The sequence below is a fragment of the Terribium retamae genome (assembly GCF_022347545.1).
Classification (GTDB): domain Bacteria; phylum Pseudomonadota; class Alphaproteobacteria; order Rhizobiales; family Rhizobiaceae; genus Mesorhizobium; species Mesorhizobium retamae.
The window spans coordinates 1-18,176 of sequence record NZ_JAKREW010000065.1; the positions used below are offsets into that span (position 1 = coordinate 1).

Genomic DNA, 18,176 nt, shown 5'->3' on the forward strand with positions numbered 1-18,176 from the left:
CCCCCCCCCCCCCCCCCCCCCCCCCCCCCCCCCCCCCCCCCCCCCCCCCCCCCCCCCCCCCCCCCCCCCCCCCCCGCAAGAGGTCGACCAGAAGTCGATTAGAAGTTGCGCTGGAAGCGGACAATGCCGCCGACGCTATTCTTGTCGGTAGCCTTGGTCCAGCTGGTGTGGCCCGGCTTGCCGAAGTTGCCCTCATGGACGAAGTCCACTTCGGGGGTGATCACGAAGCCCGGAACGATCTCGTAAGCAACGTTGACAGCGACGCCGAGGTTCTCGTCGTCGTCATAGGAAACCTGTGCGTTGAACGAGGTCTTCTCATTGAACTTGTAGGTCGCGCCACCCCAGACAGCCCAGGTGCCGCCCCACAGCTTGTAGAAGTTGCGGTCGATATTGTCATCCGAACCATAGCCGCCCATGACGAACAGCGAGAGTTCGCTGGTGGCCTTCACATCGAGGCGAACCTTGCCGGCCCACTCTTCATAGGCGCTGTTGTAAGCGACAACACCCGTGAGCGAACCCCAGTCACCCTTGTACTTCAGACCGCCGACGACATGAGGAACGTAGCTGTCGATGGTATTGGTGCCGCTGCCCTGTTCGAGCGAGATCAAGGCCGAGAAGCCGTTGCCGGCGTCGAAAGTGTAGCTGATCAGGTTCGTGTCCTTGTCACCGTAAGGCACGAGCGTGTCTTGAATGACGTTACCAGCATAGCCGATGAAGGAATCGAAAGCCGATTCGTCCTTACCGATGCGCAGGCCGCCGAGCTGGATCCAGGCAAATTTCAGCGAAACAGCGCTATTGGCAGCTTCGCCACCACCGTTGCTGTTACCGAAATTGAAGCGGGTTTCGGTGTAGGTCTTCAGGGTGCCGAGCTCGGTCTCCTGGCCGGTCCAGGTGCGGAGAGCGAGACGGGCGTTCTTACGCCAGGTGTCCTGTACATCACCGTCGAGACGATCGGTGGTGCGGGCACCGTCGAGCGAGCCGCGATCACCGAAGCCAGCGTCGTAACGGATGTAACCGCCGATGCGCAGGCAGGTCTCGGTGCCTGGGATGTAGAAATAGCCGGCGCCGTAGACGTCGCAGATCTTGACGTATTCAGCGGGTTCCGGCTCGGCGACCACGACGGCGTCAGCGGCGCGCGCACCGGAAACTGCGAGCAGAGCCGCAGCCGAGCCGAGAAGGAGGCTCTTGATGTTCATTTTGACCTCTCCAGTCAATTTTCAAAACGTGTTTTCGGATTTCTGGCTGAAGGCCAATGCCACCAACCGCCACTTGAAAGACGACGCCCGAGCGCCTCTTTCGGCCGGGACAATACGCATCGAGCTTTTGCTTTCAACGAATATTGCAGCGCACAACACCTCGCCGGAGAATTCGCCTTCCCTTAGTTGTAAATTTACAACTAAGCCATTGATATTAAATGGTTTTTGGCACAAACGGCACGTCGATACAAAAGCGTCACAAAAGAGACACTCCTAGCCGGCGAATGTTTTGCCAGCTAATTGATGAGAACGTATCAACGGGCTGGTGATCAGGCAGCCTGAGTGGACTGGCCTTGATCCATCGAAAAGGCGCTGGCCCCACGAATGACATCCGCAGAGCGGTCTTTGGCCAGCAGGGCGATAGGAGCCTCGCCGCCAAATTCCACCGCCGGCTTGAGAAGCCATGCCCAAGCGGTTCGTGGGTGTCCAATCGATGCGAGCACTTCCCGAATCCCGGATACGGGCCTGCCATCCACAAATTGGGCAAGCGGAAAGACATGCTTCCTGCCGCCGGTGCGCAACGCGATCACCTCGCCACGACGCTGCCAGCGATGTAAAGTCGAGCGCGGAATGCCCAATTTTTCTTCGAGATAGGTCGATCCCGCTACCTGCCCGGCCCACTCCTCGATCAGCAGGGACGCCAGGCCGTTGCGTTGCAATGGAAGCTCCAGATCGGGATCGGATCGGGAGATTTCCGCAGTCGAATCGATGACGGGCATCGTCTTAGCCGTGTCCGGCATCTGAGCGGCATCGACCAACAAGAGCCGAACAATTTTGGCAGCAAGTTTCGAAGGCTTCTTCAAGACGGGATAGAGCGCCCTGCGTTGGCGCGGGGCAAGACCAACAATAGCTGCAGCGATGCTGCCACCAACCAGGGCAGCCGAAGCGACGGCTTCTTCATTGGTCTCGCCGACTGCACCACGCAAGACCCGTTCGAGTTCAGCTACTGCAATACGCTCCAATTCGGAGCGTGCGACGCCACCTGTCGCACTGGTCAATTCTTTCATTCGCATCATTCCGCCGCGGCCCATGCGCGACGACCGGCATCGGGACGCTGACGGCTATATTTGCGGCTTATGACAGATACGCGACGAGGGACAGACCGGATCAGTGCGGAAAATCCAACCCCATCTCGCGATATCGTTCGGGATCGTCACCCCAGTTTTCCCGCACCTTCACGAACAGGAAAAGATGCACTTTTTGTTCGAGAATTTCGCCGATTTCCTTGCGTGCGGTCTCGCCGATCGCGCGAATGGTTTCGCCCTTGTGGCCGAGCACGATTTTCTTCTGGCTCTCGCGCTCGACATAGATGACCTGCTCGATGCGTACGGAACCGTCCTTCTTTTCCTCCCACTTCTCGGTTTCCACGTGGGACGAATATGGCAGTTCCTGATGCAGTCGCAGGTAGAGTTTTTCGCGCGTGATCTCGGCCGCAAGCTGACGCATCGGCAGATCGGAAATCTGGTCTTCCGGATAATACCATGGCCCCGCAGGCAAGGCCTCGCCGAGATAGTCGAGAAGGTCACTGCAGCCAGAACCCGTCAACGCCGAGACCATGAAGGTGCGTTCAAACGCGACCCGTTCGTTGGCGGTCTTTGTCAGCGTCAGCAGCATCTCCGGTTTTACCCGATCGACCTTGTTTAGGACCAATATCTTGGGCTGACGCACATCGCTCAGCTTTTCCAGAATGGTATCTGCATCGCCCTTTATACCGCGCTCGGCGTCGATCAGTACCAAAATCAGGTCCGCATCCTTGGCTCCGCCCCAGGCGGTGGTGACCATCGCCGTGTCGAGCCGTCGCTTCGGCTTGAAGATTCCCGGCGTATCGATCAGGACGATCTGCGCTTGTCCGTGGGTCGCGATGCCACGCACCAAGGCGCGCGTCGTCTGAACCTTGTGCGTGACGATGGAGACCTTCGTGCCGACCAACTGGTTGATCAACGTCGACTTGCCGGCATTGGGAGCACCGATCAGGGCGACAAAACCCGATCGGGTCGGCGCTCCGGTCATTTCGGCTGTCATCGTAGATACTCCCCTTCGGCGGTCCAGACCCCTTCTCGTACCAGCAGCGCCGTGGCAGCTGCCTGCTCGGCTTCACGTTTGGAGCGTCCGGTACCGGTTGCCGATTCCTTTGACGCGATGCTGACGCTCACCGTGAAAAGAGGATCGTGGTCCGGTCCTTGGCGACTCTCGATCCGGTATTCGGGCGTAGCGCCGGCGGCCTGATGCGCCCATTCCTGCAATTCGGTCTTGGGATCGCGGCGTGCAGCGCCCACCGCCTTGGCCCGCGGCTTCCAATAGACATGGATGAAGCGCTTGGCTGCGTCGAGGCCATCGTCGAGATAGATAACCGCGATCAGCGATTCCAATGCATCGGCCCGGAGATTCACGCGCTTGCGCTCTGCGAGGTTGCGAACTTCGCTTCCGGCACGGATCAATTCCGCCAAACCGATCTCGTCAGCGATCTGCGCCAACGTCTCCGCATTCACGAGCGCGTTCAGCCGCACCGACAGCTCACCTTCCGGCGCGTTCGGAAAATCCGCCAGAAGCATATCCGCTACGGCTAGGCCAAGTACGCGGTCGCCAAGGAACTCGAAGCGTTCGTAATCAACCCCTGCATGGCTGCCGCGCGCACTGGCATGGGTCAGCGCTCGCTGCAGCCGCTGCGGATCGCGAAAGCTGTGACCGGTTCGGCTTTCCAGAACGGCGGCGAGCGCCTCGGGTGTCAAACGCTTGGGCGCCGTCATCGACTAGTGAACGAATGACAAGAGGCGCGAAGGGCGCATCTCGGACGGCCACTTCCAGATCTCAAGCGGGCTGGCACCGCCGGCGATCGAGAAGAATATGATGTTGGCGCGGCCGACAAGATTGTCCGCCGGCACGTAACCGACGCTGAAGCGGCTGTCGCTGGAATTGTCGCGATTGTCGCCCATCATGAAATAATGGCCTTCCGGGACGATGAATTCACGCGTGTCGTCGCCGATGCCGTTGGGCGTGAGGTCAAGCGTATCGTAGCTGACACCGTTCGGCAGCGTCTCGCGATAGACATCGACCGGGCGATTCTGTTCGGTGATGTCGGGATTGTCGATCTGGCCGACCTTGGTGCGCGGCACGGCGACATCGTTGATGAAGAGCTGGCCGCCCTTCATCTGGATCTTGTCGCCAGGCAGGCCGACGACGCGCTTGATGTAATCGACTGAAGGATCCGGCGGGAATTTGAAGACGACCACGTCGCCGCGAGCGGGTTCGGAGCCCCAGATGCGCCCGGGGAACAGATTCGGTCCGAACGGCAACGAATAACGCGAATAACCGTACGCCCATTTGGTGACGAAGAGATAATCGCCTTCGAGTAGCGTCGGGCGCATGGAGCCGGACGGAATCGAGAAAGGCTGGAAGAACAAGGTGCGGATGACAAGCGCCAGGAGCAGAGCCTGCACGATAACGCTAACGGTTTCGCCAAGTCCGCCGCTTTTCTTCTCGGATTTGTCAGCCACGCTCATCTCATCCTCGCTAGAGCGCCGCGTCCATTCGGACGCAAAGCACGCTCTAAATTTTGTATCCGCGCATCGCACTTGCGGAAAATTGATTCCGATTTCAGGCCGATGCGCAGTCCCGCCGGTTCATATACGGGGTCGCTGTCTGCCGGGCAACGCCAATAACCTCCAGTGCCCATCACTGTGGCGCTTCTGCGACCGGCAGTGCCTCAATAATCACAAAGGCTTGAGCAAGCGGATAGTCATCGGTGATGGTCAAATGCACCAATGCTTGATGCCCAGCCGGCAACAGCTTTCCAAGTTGCACGGCAGCCCCGCCGGTTAAAATCATGGTCGGCTTGCCACTGGGCAGGTTGGCCACGCCCATGTCGCGCCAATACACACCGCGCGCGATACCCGTGCCCAGTGCTTTCGCGCAGGCTTCCTTGGCGGCAAACCGCTTGGCATAAGATGCAGCCCGCGCCCTGCGCCCTTCCGACCGGGCTTGCTCGATATCGGTATAAACTCGCTTGATGAAGCGCTCGCCATGGCGCTCGAGCGACTTCTCGATCCGGCGAATGTCGATCAAGTCGGAGCCGATACCGATAATCATCGTGCCATGGGTCCCAGCGCATCGGAACCGGACATGTGATGTCGCGCCACCCTTTCAGCCAATCGCTTGCGACGCCGTTCTCGAAACGCCGTCATGCCCCAACGCGTGATGCCATAGGCAGCCAGACCGGACAGCAGGCCAAGCGGAACAGCGCCGATGGTCATCGGCTTCAGAACCGGCTCCCAAAGTTGCGCGAGGCTCAAATGCTCCAGCATGGCGCCGAGATGGGGAACGCTGCCGTGAGGCACGCGCTCATGCAGGATCAACTTGCCGGCTTCCCAGGAAGCTCCCCAAAGGAACGGCATGGTCAGCGGATTTCCAAGTCCGGTGCCGATGGCTGCGGCCACCAGATTGCCGGCAACCAGCCAGCACACGGCCGCGGCGATCACAAAATGCAGGCCAAGTGGGAAAAAGGAGGCGAACACGCCGGCGGCCACGCCAGCCGCCACTGCATGCGAAGAGGCATTCAAGCGCACGATGCGTTTGCCGAAGTAGCGCAACGAGCGCGACAGCGAACGGCGTGGCCATAGCCAGACACGCACGCGCTCGCCGAAACTTTCCTGCTCTCTTCGCTTGAACAACATATCGATCAGGCCAAATCCAGCCGGCGGCTTAGATTGATCGGCTGCCAGGCTTGACCGGCTGGATAGCAGCCAGTTCGGGCGGCAACTGGTCGGCAGGATACGCTGGAACCTCATATTGCGCGAGGGCAATCAGAGGCACACCGACGTCCGTCTTGCCAGCCGATCGGTCGATAATGCAAGCAGCGGCAAGCACCTCGGCCCCAAGATCGCGCAAACATTCTATCGTCTCACGGATGGAAAGGCCGGTGGTAACGATATCCTCGACAATCACAACGCGCGCGGCCTTTTCGATCTCGAACCGGCGCAAGCGGAACACGCCCTGTTCGCGCTCCACCCAGATGGCCGGTACGCCGAGATGCCGTGAAGTCTCATAGGCAGGGATCAGGCCGCCAACTGCCGGGCCGACGACATAATCGACCGGTCCTTTGACCTCGGCACGGATCTTGTCGGCAAGTGCCTTGCACAATCGCTCGGTCTTGTCGGCATGCATGAACACCCGCGCCTTCTGCAGGAAGACGGGACTACGCAGACCCGAGGTCAGAATGAAATGCCCCTCGAGCACCGCCCCAGCAGAGCGAAAGATATCAAGCACTTCAGCCGTGTTCATGCCTTGCGGTTCCCATCATCCGTTGACGCGCCGCGCATCGCTGACGCTGGAGTTTTCCTTGAGCTGCGACAGCAGCCTGTTGAGGTGCTTCAGGTCCCAGACTTCCAGGTCGATCAGCATTTCGGTGAAGTCCGGGGCGGTGCGCACCATCGACAATGTGTGAATGTTGGCATCATTGGAGGCCACGACCTGCGCGATATCGGCAAGAGAACCCGGCGCATTGATGGCCGTCACCGAAATACGTGCCGGAAACCGTTCGCGATTGTTTTCGTCGATATCCCAACGCACGTCGATCCAACGCTCGGGTTGATCGTCGAAGGCCGTCAGCGACGGTGATTGGATCGGATAGATGGTTATGCCCGAGCCTGGCTGGATGATGCCGACGATGCGGTCGCCAGGAACTGCGCCTTCAGGCGCAAAGCGAACCGGCAGGTCGCCACGCACGCCACGGATCGGCACCGCAGCGTCATCTCTCGGCTGTGTCTTGTCACGCCGGGCAGCCCGCCCCGGAATCTGGAACAGCATGCCGGCTGCGTTGCGGATTCGCGACCACCCCTCTTCGCGCTGCTTCGGCGGGGTGACGGTGACACGCTCGTCCTTGTAATCGGGGAATACCGCCTTCAGCACATCCGCGGAGGCGAGTTCACCGCGGCCAACGGCAGCCAGGACATCCTCGATGTCCTTGCGTGCCAGCCGGTGCAGCACGGGCTTCAGGTTTTCCTTGGAGAAGGTCTTGCCGCCGCGCTCGAACGCCCGTTCGAGGATACGCATACCAAGCCCGGAATATTGCTTGCGGATGGCGTTCTTCGTGGCGCGACGGATCGCGGCGCGCGCCTTGCCGGTGACGACGATCGACTCCCAGGCCGCAGGCGGCACCTGCGCCTTCGAGCGGATGATCTCGACCTCATCGCCATTCTTCAGCTCTGTCATCAGCGGCATGACACGACCGTTGACCTTGGCCCCGACACAAGTGTCACCGACGTCGGTATGAACCGCATAGGCGAAGTCGATCGGCGTCGCACCACGCGGCAGCGCGATCAGCATGCCCTTCGGCGTGAAGCAGAACACCTGATCCTGGAACAGCTCCAGCTTGGTGTTTTCCAGGAAATCTTCCGGATTGTCGCCTTCCGCCAACTGTTCGATGGTTCGGCGCAACCACGCATAGGCGTTGGTTTCCTTGGAGATGGTGTGCGTGGCGCCATTCGCCTTGCCACCGGTGTCCTTGTAGATCGAATGGGCGGCGACGCCGTATTCGGCGATCTTGTTCATTTCGCGCGTGCGTATCTGCAGCTCCACGCGTTGTCGTGAAGGGCCGACGATGGTGGTGTGGATCGAACGGTAATCGTTCTGTTTCGGCGTCGAGATGTAATCCTTGAAGCGACCGGGCACCATCGACCAGGTCGTGTGGATGAGGCCCAGCGCCCGATAGCAGTCCTCGACCGTATCGACCACGACGCGAAAGCCGAAGATATCGGATAGTTGCTCGAAGGACAGCGCTTTGGCTTCCATCTTGCGGAAAACCGACCAAGGCTTCTTCTGACGGCTTTTGACCCCCGCCTTGATGGTATGCTTCTCAAACAGAGCCGAAAGCGCATGCTCGATCTCGGCAAGCACACCTTTGTTGCGCTCTGAGATTTCGGCAAGACGCGCCGTCACGGTACGGTAAGCTTCCGGATTGATGTAACGGAAGGCGATCTCCTCCAGTTCCTCGCGCATACCCTGCATGCCCATGCGCCCGGCCAGCGGCGCATAGATCTCCATCGTCTCTTCGGCAATGCGCAGGCGCTTGTCGTCGCGCATATGGTCGAGGGTGCGCATGTTGTGCAGGCGGTCGGCTAGCTTGACGAGAAGAACGCGTACGTCCTCGGAAATCGCCAGCAGAAGCTTGCGCAGGTTCTCGGCCTGCTCGGCCTTCTTGGAGACAAGATCGAGCTTCTTGAGCTTGGTCAGACCTTCGACCAGCTTACCCATATCGGGGCCGAAGAGTTCATCGATCTCCGCACGGGTGGCCGTGGTGTCCTCGATCGTGTCGTGCAGCAGCGCAACGGCTATGGTTGCCTCATCCAGATGCATATCGGTGAGGATGGCGGCGACTTCGAGCGGATGCGAGAAATAAGGATCGCCAGAAGCACGCTTCTGGTGGCCATGTTTCTGCATGGCATAGACATAGGCTTTGTTGAGCAGCGCCTCGTTGACGTCCGGCTTGTAGCGCTGGACGCGCTCGACAAGCTCATACTGACGCATCATGGGCGGATTCTCGCAAAGCTGAAATGAATCATGCGCCGCTCGCTGAGCGACGCATGTCACAAATAGCCACGAAAACTATGGCGCGAAAGGGCTTAGGCCCTGCCGGCTATCAATAATCGTCGTTCTTTTCCGGAGCCACGAGGCCTTCGATGCCGGCCAGGAGATCCTCTTCCGACATACGATCGAACGTAATGTTCTCTTCCGGCTCGTCGGCATCGGCCGCAACGGCGGTTCCGGTCTGATCGGTGATGGCCTCTGCCTCCGGTGCTTCCGGCTCGTCGACCTCGACATGCTTCTGCAGCGAATGGATCAGGTCTTCTTTGAGGTCGCCCGGCGAGAGCGTTTCATCGGCGATCTCGCGCAGCGCCACGACCGGGTTTTTGTCGTTATCACGCGGCACGGTGATCATCGCACCCTGGCTGATCTGACGGGCGCGGTGACCAGCCAACAGCACCAGTTCGAAGCGGTTGTCGACCTTGTCGATGCAATCTTCAACAGTTACGCGGGCCATTCGATGCCCCTTTCATGCTCTTGATCTATTGGAAATCCGGCGGGCTCCATAGCCCGAACCGGCCCGGAATACAAGCTCGGCGCATCTGGAGCTCATGTGCCGGCTTGCCGACGATCACAATTTCTTGCGCGCCCCAGCCCTCCCTTGGAATGCCATGATACCGGCGCTATTTCCAGAAGTATAAGGGCTTGGCGGTTTTCTTATGAAACCTTGCCTCACGTACTTACCGCATTGCCGATTTTCAAGAAGGATATTGCCATGTTCGACCCACGCGAAAAGATCGCTCTTTTCATCGACGGCGCCAATCTTTACGCAACCTCGCGCTCCCTTGGCTTCGACATCGACTACCGCAAGCTTCTGGCCAGTTTTCAGAAGCGTGGCTATCTGCTGCGGGCCTATTACTACACTGCACTGGTCGAGGATCAGGAATATTCCTCGATTCGACCATTGATTGATTGGTTGGACTACAACGGCTTCAAGGTCGTAACGAAACCGGCGAAGGAGTTCACCGACGCTGCGGGCCGACGCAAGATCAAGGGCAATATGGATATCGAATTGACGGTGGATGCGCTGGAACTCGCGGACGTCGTCGATCATTATGTCATTTTCTCCGGCGACGGTGATTTCCGTACACTGGTTGAAGCCCTGCAGCGACGCGGCCGCAAGGTCTCAATCGTATCGACGATGGCTTCCCAGCCGCCAATGATCTCGGATGACCTGCGCCGCCAGGCCGACCATTTCATCGACCTGATGACGCTGAAGAATGAGGTCGGCCGCGATCCTACGGACAGGCCGGCGCGGCGCCCGGAACCCGCAAACGCGCAGGATGATGACGACGATCAGTATTGATGGTAGCAGGCAGGGATGGTTGCCTCTGCCGAACCAAGCCACGACTGCCCGCTCTGCCCGCGCCTGCATGACTTCATAGCGGGCTGGCGCGAACGCGAGCCCCACTGGTTCAACGGCCCGGTTCCGGCCTTCCTGCCCAAGGGCAGCGTTCGTGGCGACGAAGACAGCGTGCGCCTGCTGATCGTCGGGCTGGCGCCTGGCCTGCGTGGAGCCAACCGCACGGGACGGCCGTTCACCGGCGACTATGCCGGCGACCTGCTCTATTCAACGTTGATTGCCCATGGTTTCGCGCGAGGGCGCTTCGAAGCGCGGCCGGACGACAGTCTTGAGCTGATCGATACGGCCATTGTCAATGCCGTGCGTTGCGTTCCACCTGAAAACAAGCCGACCGGCGCGGAGATTTCCACCTGCCGCGGCTTCCTCGTCCCGACGATCGCACGCTTCCCAAATCTGCGCGCCATCCTGACTCTCGGAGGGATCGCGCATCAGTCGACGGTGCGGGCTCTTGGGCTGCGCGTTGCCGCCTATCCTTTCAAGCACGCCGGCAGCTATGACGTGGGTCGGCTTCAGCTGTTCTCCAGTTACCACTGCTCGCGCTACAACACGAACACCGGCGTGCTGACCGAAGAGATGTTCATAAAGGTGTTTGCAGATATCGCCGAATTCCTCGGGAAGTAAACCGCCTACCGCGTCAGCTCGACCAATTTGGATGGTCCCCCCTGCAGCACGTTGAGATCGACGGCCCCGTCGATGCCATCGACGCGGCCGCGATTGTGGTACTGCCAATATATCCACTTTTCGTCGCCCGGGTGACGGACAAGCGACCGCACCCAGCGCTCGCGTGCCGGCATGACCGTCTCGTAGCGATCGACGGCTTCACCGATCAGATAGATGATCGCCTGCTTGCCTAACTGCGCTTCGATCGGCGCGAGGAATGCGTCGAGTTCAGCACGCAGCTCCTCCGGCGTAAGGCGACGCGGGCAATTGCCGCCAAACTCGATATCGACCACTGGCGGCAGCATCGGCTCGCCGCGTGGAACCACGGCCAGGAAATTTTTCGCCTGATCCGCCCCAGGCCGGCAGAACGTGAAGAAATGATAAGCCCCTACGACAAGGCCTGCTGCGCGAGCTTCGCTCAGATTGGTCGCAAAGGCATCATCGATATGATCACCGCCCTCCGTTGCCTTTATGATGGCGAAAGCCACATCATCCGCGGCGACACGCTGCCAATCGATATCCCCCTGGTGATGGGAAACATCGATCCCACGCATCGGATATCTCTGCCTATCTGGGGAAAAGGATTTGAAGTACCAAAATCCGAGCGCCGCAAAGACGGCCGAGATGAGCAGCGCAGCAACAGCCGCCCGCAACAATTTCTGCGTCATGCTAGCCACGCCGCGCGACAACGACACCCCGCAGGCGAAGCTGTTTCATCCCCGCTCCTTCAGCAACCTGCCTTTTTCGCGTGCCCAATCGCGCTGCTTTTCCGTTTCGCGCTTGTCGTGCAACTTCTTGCCACGCGCGAGGCCAAGCAAAAGCTTCGCCCTGCCCTTGTCGTTGAAATAGATCTTCAGCGGCACCAGCGTCATGCCATCGCGGGCAACGCCCTGCCCCAGCTTCGCGATCTCGCGCTTGTTGAGCAGGAGTTTGCGCCGACGGCGCGGCTCATGGTTGAAGCGGTTGCCCTGGAGATATTCCGGCAGATAGGAATTTATCAGCCAGATGCCTCCGTCCTCCACCGAAGCATAGGATTCCTGGATATTGGCCTGTCCCTGACGCAACGATTTCACCTCGGTGCCGGTCAGCACCAAGCCAGCCTCGACCGTGTCGAGCACTTCATAGGAAAAGCGGGCCTTGCGATTTTCCGCAGCGACCTTGTTGTTGGGATCGGCCTTCTTCACCTGGTTCATGGCGTTCAATTTCAATCAGCTGTCGATGCGCCATGAAACAGCGTTGCCGTTTCGGGCGCATCGGAAAAGAAGCCATCAAATGGCGTCGCGGATCAAATCCCGCAAGAGCTCTAACAGCTTAGTTCAAAAGGCCGGCAAATTTCATCGCCGCGTCGATCTTGGCAGCGGTGCTCTCTTCCACGGTCATGAGAGGCGAGCGCACTACGTTCTCGACACGACCGAGCCGCGAGAGCGCATATTTCGCACCCGAAACGCCCGGTTCAATGAAGACCGCCTTGTGCAGGGGCAGCAATCGATCCTGCAGCTCCAGCGCGCGCTCCTTGTCGTTGGCAAGCGTCGCGTCCTGGAATTCAGCACACAGGCGCGGCGCAACGTTGGAGGTGACCGAAATGCAGCCGACACCACCATGTGCATTGAAGCCGAGCGCCGTGGCATCCTCGCCGGATAGCTGGATGAAATCCTTGCCGCAGGTGGCACGCTGTTCGGACACCCGCTCGATCTTGCCGGTTGCATCCTTCACGCCAACGATATTCTTGAAATCATTGGCCAGCTGCCCCATCGTCTCCGGCATCATATCGATCACCGAACGTGGCGGAATGTTGTAGATGATGATCGGCAACTTGGTTGCCTTCGCGACCGTTGCGAAATGCTGGTAGAGGCCGCGCTGCGTGGGCTTGTTGTAATAAGGCGTCACCACCAGAGCGGCATCGGCTCCCGCCTGCTCGGCAAACTTCACCAGCCCAACCGCTTCTTCCGTATTGTTGGAGCCGGCACCGGCCACCACCGGCACGCGCCCCTTGGCGACCTCGATGCAGGTCTTGACGACATGCCGGTGTTCTTCGTGCGACAGCGTCGGCGACTCACCGGTCGTGCCGACTGGAACCAGGCCAGTGGTGCCCTCCTCGATCTGCCAGGCGACGAGGTCGCGAAAGGCTTTCTCGTCGAAACGTCCGTTCTTTTCGAACGGCGTTACGAGCGCAGTCAGCGAGCCTCTCAGCATGTCTTCAAACTCCACGGAACCTAGCGGTTTCCAAGCTTCTGTTGCAATGTTTCTCTGTCAGAACCTGCCGATGGCAGGCTGCTGCCCATCAAGGGCCGCGCACCATAGTCTCGACACTGTTCTTGGGCAAGTAGAGCCGGCGCAGAAGGAGACAAAGGAAGCGGGACCAATCACCGTTCTTTTATCGCTGCTTCACACTGACCCACTAGGCTTTCCACAATCCGGACTTATCTGTGGCGTTCCGACGCCTTGAGCAGACGACAAACATGACCGCCAAAAGGCTCTATCGCTTTGCTATCCTTGGTGCGATCGTGGTGCTTGCGCCAGCGATTGCCATTGGCAATGGTCTCGACAGGCGCTTGTCGAGTGCGCTGCCGATGTTTCCGGTCCCGAACAAGCAGGATCTGCCCGCCTTCAACCCCATGCAGTTGAAGATCGGCCTCGACGCGCTTGCCACCAAGGATTTCGACAGCGCTCGTGCTGCGCGCGACAGCCTGCCTTCTTCCTCTCTCGACCATCATATTCTGGCTTGGGCCATCGCGCTTTATGGCGGCGACAGAGTGCCGTCGGGCGAAATCGCTGCCGCTGCCGAACTGTTGCCTGGGTGGCCCGGCATGAAAACGCTGCGCAGGAATAGTGAACGTGCGCTGGCGCGCGAAAATCCTGCGGCGGACGTCGTTATCAAGGCGTTCGACGGCAGCCAGCCGCAAACTGCGGAAGGCGTTATCGCCTTGGCGCGCGCCTATGTTGCAAAAGGCAATGTGCAGGCAGCGCAATCGGTACTCTCGCCCTTCTGGCGCACGGAAAAGCTGGAAGCCAGGGATGAAACCGCGATCATCAACGAGTTCGGCCCAATCATCTCAGCGGCAGACCATCGTTATCGTATGGAACGCATGTTCTATGCCGATCGGATTGGATCGGCACAGCGCGTTGCCACGCTGGCCGGCGCGAAGGAGCTAGCAGACGCCTGGGCCGCCTCCTCTCAAGGCGACAAGAACACGCCGAAACTGCTGGCTGCTGTTCCAGCAGACCAGCGAGGAGCAGGCTATCTGTTCGCCGAGGCCGAGTATCTGCGCAAGCGCAAGAAATTTGCCGATGCTGCCGCCTTGCTCCTGAAGGCGCCCACGGACCGTGCGGCACTTGTCGATCCCGATGCCTGGTGGATCGAGCGGCGCGTGCTTTCGCGCGAACTGGTCGACAAAGGCGACATGAAGACAGCCTATCGGATCGTCGCGGCCCATATGGCGGAAAGCCCGACCAATGCCGCCGATGCCGAGTTTCATGCCGGCTGGTACGCATTGCGTGGCCTGAAAGATCCTACCAGGGCAGCTGAACATTTCTCCCGAATCGCCAATCTCGCTCAAGGCAGCCTATCGCTTTCGCGTGCCTATTACTGGCTAGGCCGCGCCGCTGAAGCTGGCGGACCTGGGGATGCCAAGGAATATTTTACGAAAGCCTCGGCATTTGGCACGACATTCTATGGTCAACTGGCGGGCGAGCGCATCGGCAATCGCGTGCTGAACATTGCCTCGCCGCAGCCCAACGAGATCGACCGGCAAAGCTTTCAGAAGCGGGAAGCCGTCTCCGCCATCAATCGATTGCGCGACGCGGGATATGAGCGTTACGCAAACACGCTTTACATTGATCTTGCCGGCCAGTTGACCAGCGCTGGCGAAGTGGCTTTGCTTGCCCAGATGGCCGAAAAGCAAGGCAATCATTTTCTGGCGCTCAGGATAGGCAAGATCGCGGCGTCGAATGGCGTCAATGTCGGTGCGCTTTCACATCCGATCGGCGTCATTCCCGAAACCGCCAATATTTCCGGTTCCGGTAAGGCCCTGGCCTATGCAATTGCGCGCCAGGAGAGCGAGTTCAATGTCAGCGCCGTTTCGCGAGTCGGCGCGCTTGGCCTGCTGCAATTGATGCCCGGGACCGCCGAACAGTTGGCAAAGAAAGCCGGCATGACGTTCTCTCAAGCCAAGCTCACCACCGACCCGGGTTACAACGCCACATTGGGTGCGGCTTTCCTTGGCCAGCAGCTCGATCGCTACAATGGTTCCTATGTGCTGACTTTCGCCGGGTATAATGCCGGCCCGCGCCGCGCCGATCAGTGGATCAAGCGCTATGGCGATCCGCGCGGCAAGGACATCGACACGGTCGTCGACTGGATTGAACGAATTCCCTACGCGGAAACAAGAAGTTACATTCAGCGCGTGATGGAGAATTACGAGGTCTACAAGATGCGAATCTCAGGCGAATTCGATATCGTCGGTGATCTTGTGAACGGACGGCCGTGAGCGGCCACAACACACCCTTTCGATCCGCCGAGCCATTCGGACGATAGCTGCTGTTTGACGATAGCTTCCGCCATCTGTAGCCCTTGGAAAATGATAGACAGGGAAGGCATCGGCGTGGCGGCAAGCTTTTCGGATTTCTTCTACTCTTCTCCTGACGGGTTGAAACTCCACGCCAGGCTCTATGGCGAGAGGACAAAGGATAAGCTGCCGGTGGTTTGTCTGCCGGGCCTGACCCGCAACGCCCGCGATTTCCATGAGCTCGCAATCTATCTATCGACGAAAGCCGAGATACAACGAAAAGTTGTGTGTTTCGACTATCGTGGACGCGGACAATCCGCTTACGATGCCAACATCGCCAACTACACGGTGGGCGTCGAAGCCAATGACATTCTGGCTGGCCTCGATCAATTGGGCATCGCGCAAGCTGCTTTTGTCGGCACATCGCGCGGCGGGTTGATCATTCATGTACTGGGTATGCTGAGACCGACGATCTTGAAGGCCATCGTGCTTAACGATGTCGGCCCGGTGCTGGAGGCAGCCGGCCTCGCCCATATCAAGTCCTACCTGGAAAAGGCGCCTCGGCCCCAGAATCTTGACGAAGCCGTTGGAGCGCAAAGAGCGACTCACGGCCAGGACTTCCCCTCCCTGACGACTGCCGACTGGCAGCGCATGGTCGCCGCGATCTATCGTGAGGAAGACGGCAAGCTCGTTCCAGATTTCGATCCCAAACTTGTCGATACGCTGACAGCTGTCGATCTGTCGAAACCGTTGCCGACCCTCTGGCCGCAATTCGAGGCACTCGGCGCCGTGCCGACGATGGCAATTCACGGCAGCAACTCCAGATTGCTGTCGAAGGAGACCTTGCAGGAAATGGCTCGCCGTCACCCAAGGCTGCAGGCCGTGACCGTGCAAGACCAAGGTCACGCCCCATTTCTGGAGACCGGCAACCTCCCTGAGATCATTGCCGGTTTCATCGGCAAGGCGGAAAGCAGCTAGCCGCCCGTCACCAACCTCGCGAAAGGCTTAATGCCTGAAGCAAAAACCCCAGCCTCGAAGTCATAAACCTCGTCAGGCTCGCTTCTTATCGCCGATTCCGGCGGAATTCTTCTTTGCGCGAGGCTTTCGCTGCTTTGTGGCAACACTGTCCTGGGAGGACAGGCCAGCACCAGCGGCGCATTCGGTCGGTCGTGTCTCCAAAACGACAACGCAACTGTCGAGATCGTTGGTTGCCAGATGGGCGTAGCGCATCGTCATCTGCAAAGTCTGATGACCAAGCCACATCTGGACACGGCGAATGTCGATGCCACCCTGGACAAGCCGGGAAGCGCAGGTATGGCGCAGGATATGCGGCACCACCTGGTCGTCGGCGCCAAGGCCAACTTCCTGTTTCGCCTCGTTCCATATCTGGCGGAACTGCGGTTGATTGAGCATCGCGAAGGGCCCTTTCGGCCGCCGACCCTCGCCTGAAAAGGCAACGACTTCGCGCGCACGCATGGTCAACGGAATAGTTCGGCTGCGGCCAGATTTGGTGATCCAGAAGCTCACGCGTGTCGGCTGCAGGTCGTTCCAGATCAAACCCAGCGCCTCGCCAAGACGGCAACCGGTATCGACCAGGAAAATGGAAAGCCTGTAGGCGTCTTCGCTGCGGCTGCGAATGGCCGCAAACAATCGAGCCTCCTCGTCCTTTTCGAGGAAACGGATTCGTCCCGCACGCTCCTTCTGGCGGCGAAACTCGGGCAGGCTGTGGATATCCCCCATTTTATGAGCCTTGCGCAGCAGTTTGCTCAGTGCAGCCATCTTGCGATTGATGGTTGCGTTGCTGTTGCCGCGTTGGCGCAAGGTACCGATCAGGTTATCCAGGGTGCTTTGGTCGAAGGTGCTGAAGCGCTCGCCAAGCAGAATTTCATCTATTTCGCCGATGAACGAGCTGACATTGTATTTATGTCGCCCGTCATCCCACAATATGTCGCGATAGGCTGAGAACAGCTCACTGATGCGATATGATTTTACTTCTCGAATATTGCCGGTGTTATATTTTATTCGGACATTCTGAGACGTAAATGCTGCAAATCGATCGGAGAGCATGCTCTCCTGAAGCGCGTCTTGAGACATCTTATGCCACATCCCCCTTGTGGATTGGCCAAGCCTTATCCACACGGGAACGTCCTTTCAAGAGCACAATTTGCGGACACCTCATTCCGAAAATACGGAATCCCTTCGAAGCGTCGCAAATTTGCTTTCAGCTACCGTTCCACCCCCTGCTTCCTTTTTTCGTTCCCAAGCCCAGCGCTAAACAAAAGAACCCGGGCGAAAAACGCCCGGGTTCGATATCTCCCTAACGGGATGACATCTCTTAGAAGTCGCGCTGGAAGCGGAGGATACCGCCGATGCCGTCTTCATCGACAGCGTGCCAGTCGCTTTCCGAGACGTTGTAGTAGTCAACTTCAGCCGTGATGGTGAAGCCCGGAACCAGCTGGTGGGCAACGTTGGCAGCCAGACCGAAGGTCTTGCCTTCGTCATACGACGCCTGGACGTTGAACGAGGTCTTCTCGTTGAACTTGTAGGTGCCGCCGCCCCAGACAGCCCAGTTGCCATCCCAGAGCTTGTAGAAGTTGTTCGAGACGTTGTCGTCCGAACCCCAACCACCCATGACCCACAGCTCGATCTGGTCGGTCGCCTTCACGTCCAAGCGAACCTTGCCGGCCCACTCTTCCCAGACGCTGTTGTAGGCGACGACGCCGGAGATGCCACCCCAGCCAGCGGTGTACTTAACACCGCCAACCACATGCGGCACGTAGCTGTCGAGGGTATCGATACCCTTACCCTGCTCCA

At 59.2% G+C, this 18,176-nt stretch carries 20 protein-coding genes; 5 read left to right on the forward strand and 15 right to left on the reverse strand.

Annotation, left to right across the window (positions count from 1 at the left end; all coding sequences use genetic code 11):
• Positions 1–98: 98 nt before the first annotated feature.
• Positions 99–1,196 (reverse strand): porin, encoded by a 1,098-nt coding sequence (locus L4923_RS28630; RefSeq protein ID WP_239370505.1) that lies wholly within the window; start codon positions 1,194–1,196, stop codon positions 99–101.
• Between L4923_RS28630 and L4923_RS28635 the strand changes: the two genes are divergently transcribed.
• Positions 1,189–1,473 (forward strand): hypothetical protein, encoded by a 285-nt coding sequence (locus L4923_RS28635; RefSeq protein WP_239370506.1) that lies wholly within the window; start codon positions 1,189–1,191, stop codon positions 1,471–1,473. The two genes, L4923_RS28630 and L4923_RS28635, sit on opposite strands and share 8 nt — an antisense overlap.
• A 52-nt stretch (positions 1,474–1,525) precedes the next feature.
• Here the strand turns inward: L4923_RS28635 and L4923_RS28640 are convergent, their stop codons facing one another.
• The 9 genes from L4923_RS28640 to rpoZ all read right to left on the reverse strand — a co-directional run bounded on the left by L4923_RS28640 (position 1,526) and on the right by rpoZ (position 9,291).
• Positions 1,526–2,263, reverse strand: a complete 738-nt coding sequence (locus L4923_RS28640; RefSeq protein WP_239370507.1) for an antitoxin Xre/MbcA/ParS-like domain-containing protein — start codon at positions 2,261–2,263, stop codon at positions 1,526–1,528.
• Between the two features lie 100 nt (positions 2,264–2,363).
• Positions 2,364–3,278 (reverse strand): GTPase Era, encoded by a 915-nt coding sequence (gene era, locus L4923_RS28645; protein WP_239370508.1) that lies wholly within the window; start codon positions 3,276–3,278, stop codon positions 2,364–2,366.
• A complete protein-coding gene (gene rnc, locus L4923_RS28650) occupies positions 3,275–4,003 on the reverse strand; it encodes a ribonuclease III (RefSeq protein WP_239370509.1) in 729 nt (242 codons plus the stop codon). The genes era and rnc overlap by 4 nt, the downstream gene beginning before the upstream one ends.
• 3 nt (positions 4,004–4,006) lie before the next feature.
• Positions 4,007–4,756: a signal peptidase I gene (gene lepB / locus L4923_RS28655; protein WP_239370510.1), complete on the reverse strand. Its 750-nt coding sequence runs from the start codon at positions 4,754–4,756 to the stop codon at positions 4,007–4,009.
• Positions 4,757–4,928: 172 nt separating this feature from the next.
• Complete coding sequence (gene acpS / locus L4923_RS28660; RefSeq protein WP_239370511.1) at positions 4,929–5,342, reverse strand: holo-ACP synthase; 414 nt, start codon at positions 5,340–5,342, stop codon at positions 4,929–4,931.
• On the reverse strand, positions 5,339–5,926 hold the full coding sequence (locus L4923_RS28665; protein ID WP_239370512.1) for a DUF2062 domain-containing protein: 588 nt from the start codon (positions 5,924–5,926) through the stop codon (positions 5,339–5,341). The genes acpS and L4923_RS28665 overlap by 4 nt, the downstream gene beginning before the upstream one ends.
• A gap of 28 nt (positions 5,927–5,954) precedes the next feature.
• The gene (gene pyrE, locus L4923_RS28670; RefSeq protein ID WP_239370513.1) at positions 5,955–6,533 is read right to left on the reverse strand and encodes an orotate phosphoribosyltransferase; all 579 of its coding nucleotides are present in this window, start codon (positions 6,531–6,533) and stop codon (positions 5,955–5,957) included.
• Between the two features lie 15 nt (positions 6,534–6,548).
• Positions 6,549–8,780, reverse strand: a complete 2,232-nt coding sequence (locus L4923_RS28675; protein WP_239370514.1) for a RelA/SpoT family protein — start codon at positions 8,778–8,780, stop codon at positions 6,549–6,551.
• A 109-nt stretch (positions 8,781–8,889) separates the two neighbouring features.
• Complete coding sequence (gene rpoZ, locus L4923_RS28680) at positions 8,890–9,291, reverse strand: DNA-directed RNA polymerase subunit omega (RefSeq protein WP_239370515.1); 402 nt, start codon at positions 9,289–9,291, stop codon at positions 8,890–8,892.
• A 258-nt stretch (positions 9,292–9,549) separates the two neighbouring features.
• On the opposite strand from rpoZ, the gene L4923_RS28685 reads away from it, so the two are divergent.
• The gene (locus L4923_RS28685) at positions 9,550–10,140 is read left to right on the forward strand and encodes a LabA-like NYN domain-containing protein (RefSeq protein WP_239370516.1); all 591 of its coding nucleotides are present in this window, start codon (positions 9,550–9,552) and stop codon (positions 10,138–10,140) included.
• 15 nt (positions 10,141–10,155) lie between these two features.
• Entirely contained in the window at positions 10,156–10,818 is a 663-nt protein-coding gene (locus L4923_RS28690) for a uracil-DNA glycosylase (protein ID WP_239370517.1), read from the forward strand.
• Positions 10,819–10,823: 5 nt separating this feature from the next.
• On the opposite strand, the gene L4923_RS28695 is transcribed toward L4923_RS28690, so the two are convergent.
• The 3 genes from L4923_RS28695 to dapA form a co-directional block, all read right to left on the reverse strand.
• Entirely contained in the window at positions 10,824–11,525 is a 702-nt protein-coding gene (locus L4923_RS28695; RefSeq protein ID WP_239370518.1) for a glycoside hydrolase family 25 protein, read from the reverse strand.
• Positions 11,526–11,570: 45 nt separating this feature from the next.
• The gene (smpB, locus tag L4923_RS28700; protein ID WP_239370519.1) at positions 11,571–12,050 is read right to left on the reverse strand and encodes an SsrA-binding protein SmpB; all 480 of its coding nucleotides are present in this window, start codon (positions 12,048–12,050) and stop codon (positions 11,571–11,573) included.
• A 118-nt stretch (positions 12,051–12,168) separates the two neighbouring features.
• Positions 12,169–13,050, reverse strand: a complete 882-nt coding sequence (gene dapA / locus L4923_RS28705; protein WP_239370520.1) for a 4-hydroxy-tetrahydrodipicolinate synthase — start codon at positions 13,048–13,050, stop codon at positions 12,169–12,171.
• Between the two features lie 266 nt (positions 13,051–13,316).
• Between dapA and L4923_RS28710 the strand changes: the two genes are divergently transcribed.
• Together L4923_RS28710 and L4923_RS28715 are read left to right on the forward strand one after the other, a co-directional pair.
• Positions 13,317–15,344 carry a lytic transglycosylase domain-containing protein gene (locus L4923_RS28710; protein ID WP_239370521.1) on the forward strand — a complete coding sequence of 676 codons (2,028 nt, stop codon included), beginning with the start codon at positions 13,317–13,319 and terminating at the stop codon, positions 15,342–15,344.
• 114 nt (positions 15,345–15,458) lie between these two features.
• Entirely contained in the window at positions 15,459–16,340 is an 882-nt protein-coding gene (locus L4923_RS28715) for an alpha/beta fold hydrolase (RefSeq protein WP_239370522.1), read from the forward strand.
• A gap of 72 nt (positions 16,341–16,412) precedes the next feature.
• Here L4923_RS28715 and L4923_RS28720 read toward each other — a convergent pair whose 3' ends face one another.
• Together L4923_RS28720 and L4923_RS28725 are read right to left on the reverse strand one after the other, a co-directional pair.
• A complete protein-coding gene (locus L4923_RS28720; protein WP_425531028.1) occupies positions 16,413–17,456 on the reverse strand; it encodes a tyrosine-type recombinase/integrase in 1,044 nt (347 codons plus the stop codon).
• Positions 17,457–17,697: 241 nt separating this feature from the next.
• A partial coding sequence (locus L4923_RS28725) for a porin (protein ID WP_239370523.1) occupies positions 17,698–18,176 on the reverse strand: 479 nt, incomplete at its 5' end.

Excerpts from the sequence above, each read along its gene's own strand:
- L4923_RS28685 (WP_239370516.1), top strand. The coding sequence starts at position 9,550 with ATGTTCGACCCACGCGAAAAGATCGCTCTTTTCATCGACGGCGCCAAT.
- L4923_RS28665 (WP_239370512.1), bottom strand. The coding sequence starts at position 5,926 with ATGTTGTTCAAGCGAAGAGAGCAGGAAAGTTTCGGCGAGCGCGTGCGT.
- dapA (WP_239370520.1), bottom strand. The coding sequence starts at position 13,050 with ATGCTGAGAGGCTCGCTGACTGCGCTCGTAACGCCGTTCGAAAAGAAC.
- rnc (WP_239370509.1), bottom strand. The coding sequence starts at position 4,003 with ATGACGGCGCCCAAGCGTTTGACACCCGAGGCGCTCGCCGCCGTTCTG.
- smpB (WP_239370519.1), bottom strand. The coding sequence starts at position 12,050 with ATGAACCAGGTGAAGAAGGCCGATCCCAACAACAAGGTCGCTGCGGAA.
- L4923_RS28690 (WP_239370517.1), top strand. The coding sequence starts at position 10,156 with ATGGTTGCCTCTGCCGAACCAAGCCACGACTGCCCGCTCTGCCCGCGC.
- pyrE (WP_239370513.1), bottom strand. The coding sequence starts at position 6,533 with ATGAACACGGCTGAAGTGCTTGATATCTTTCGCTCTGCTGGGGCGGTG.
- L4923_RS28710 (WP_239370521.1), top strand. The coding sequence starts at position 13,317 with ATGACCGCCAAAAGGCTCTATCGCTTTGCTATCCTTGGTGCGATCGTG.
- L4923_RS28640 (WP_239370507.1), bottom strand. The coding sequence starts at position 2,263 with ATGAAAGAATTGACCAGTGCGACAGGTGGCGTCGCACGCTCCGAATTG.
- acpS (WP_239370511.1), bottom strand. The coding sequence starts at position 5,342 with ATGATTATCGGTATCGGCTCCGACTTGATCGACATTCGCCGGATCGAG.
- L4923_RS28720 (WP_425531028.1), bottom strand. The coding sequence starts at position 17,456 with ATGTCTCAAGACGCGCTTCAGGAGAGCATGCTCTCCGATCGATTTGCA.
- rpoZ (WP_239370515.1), bottom strand. The coding sequence starts at position 9,291 with ATGGCCCGCGTAACTGTTGAAGATTGCATCGACAAGGTCGACAACCGC.
- era (WP_239370508.1), bottom strand. The coding sequence starts at position 3,278 with ATGACAGCCGAAATGACCGGAGCGCCGACCCGATCGGGTTTTGTCGCC.
- lepB (WP_239370510.1), bottom strand. The coding sequence starts at position 4,756 with ATGAGCGTGGCTGACAAATCCGAGAAGAAAAGCGGCGGACTTGGCGAA.
- L4923_RS28695 (WP_239370518.1), bottom strand. The coding sequence starts at position 11,525 with ATGACGCAGAAATTGTTGCGGGCGGCTGTTGCTGCGCTGCTCATCTCG.
- L4923_RS28675 (WP_239370514.1), bottom strand. The coding sequence starts at position 8,780 with ATGATGCGTCAGTATGAGCTTGTCGAGCGCGTCCAGCGCTACAAGCCG.
- L4923_RS28635 (WP_239370506.1), top strand. The coding sequence starts at position 1,189 with ATGTTCATTTTGACCTCTCCAGTCAATTTTCAAAACGTGTTTTCGGAT.
- L4923_RS28630 (WP_239370505.1), bottom strand. The coding sequence starts at position 1,196 with ATGAACATCAAGAGCCTCCTTCTCGGCTCGGCTGCGGCTCTGCTCGCA.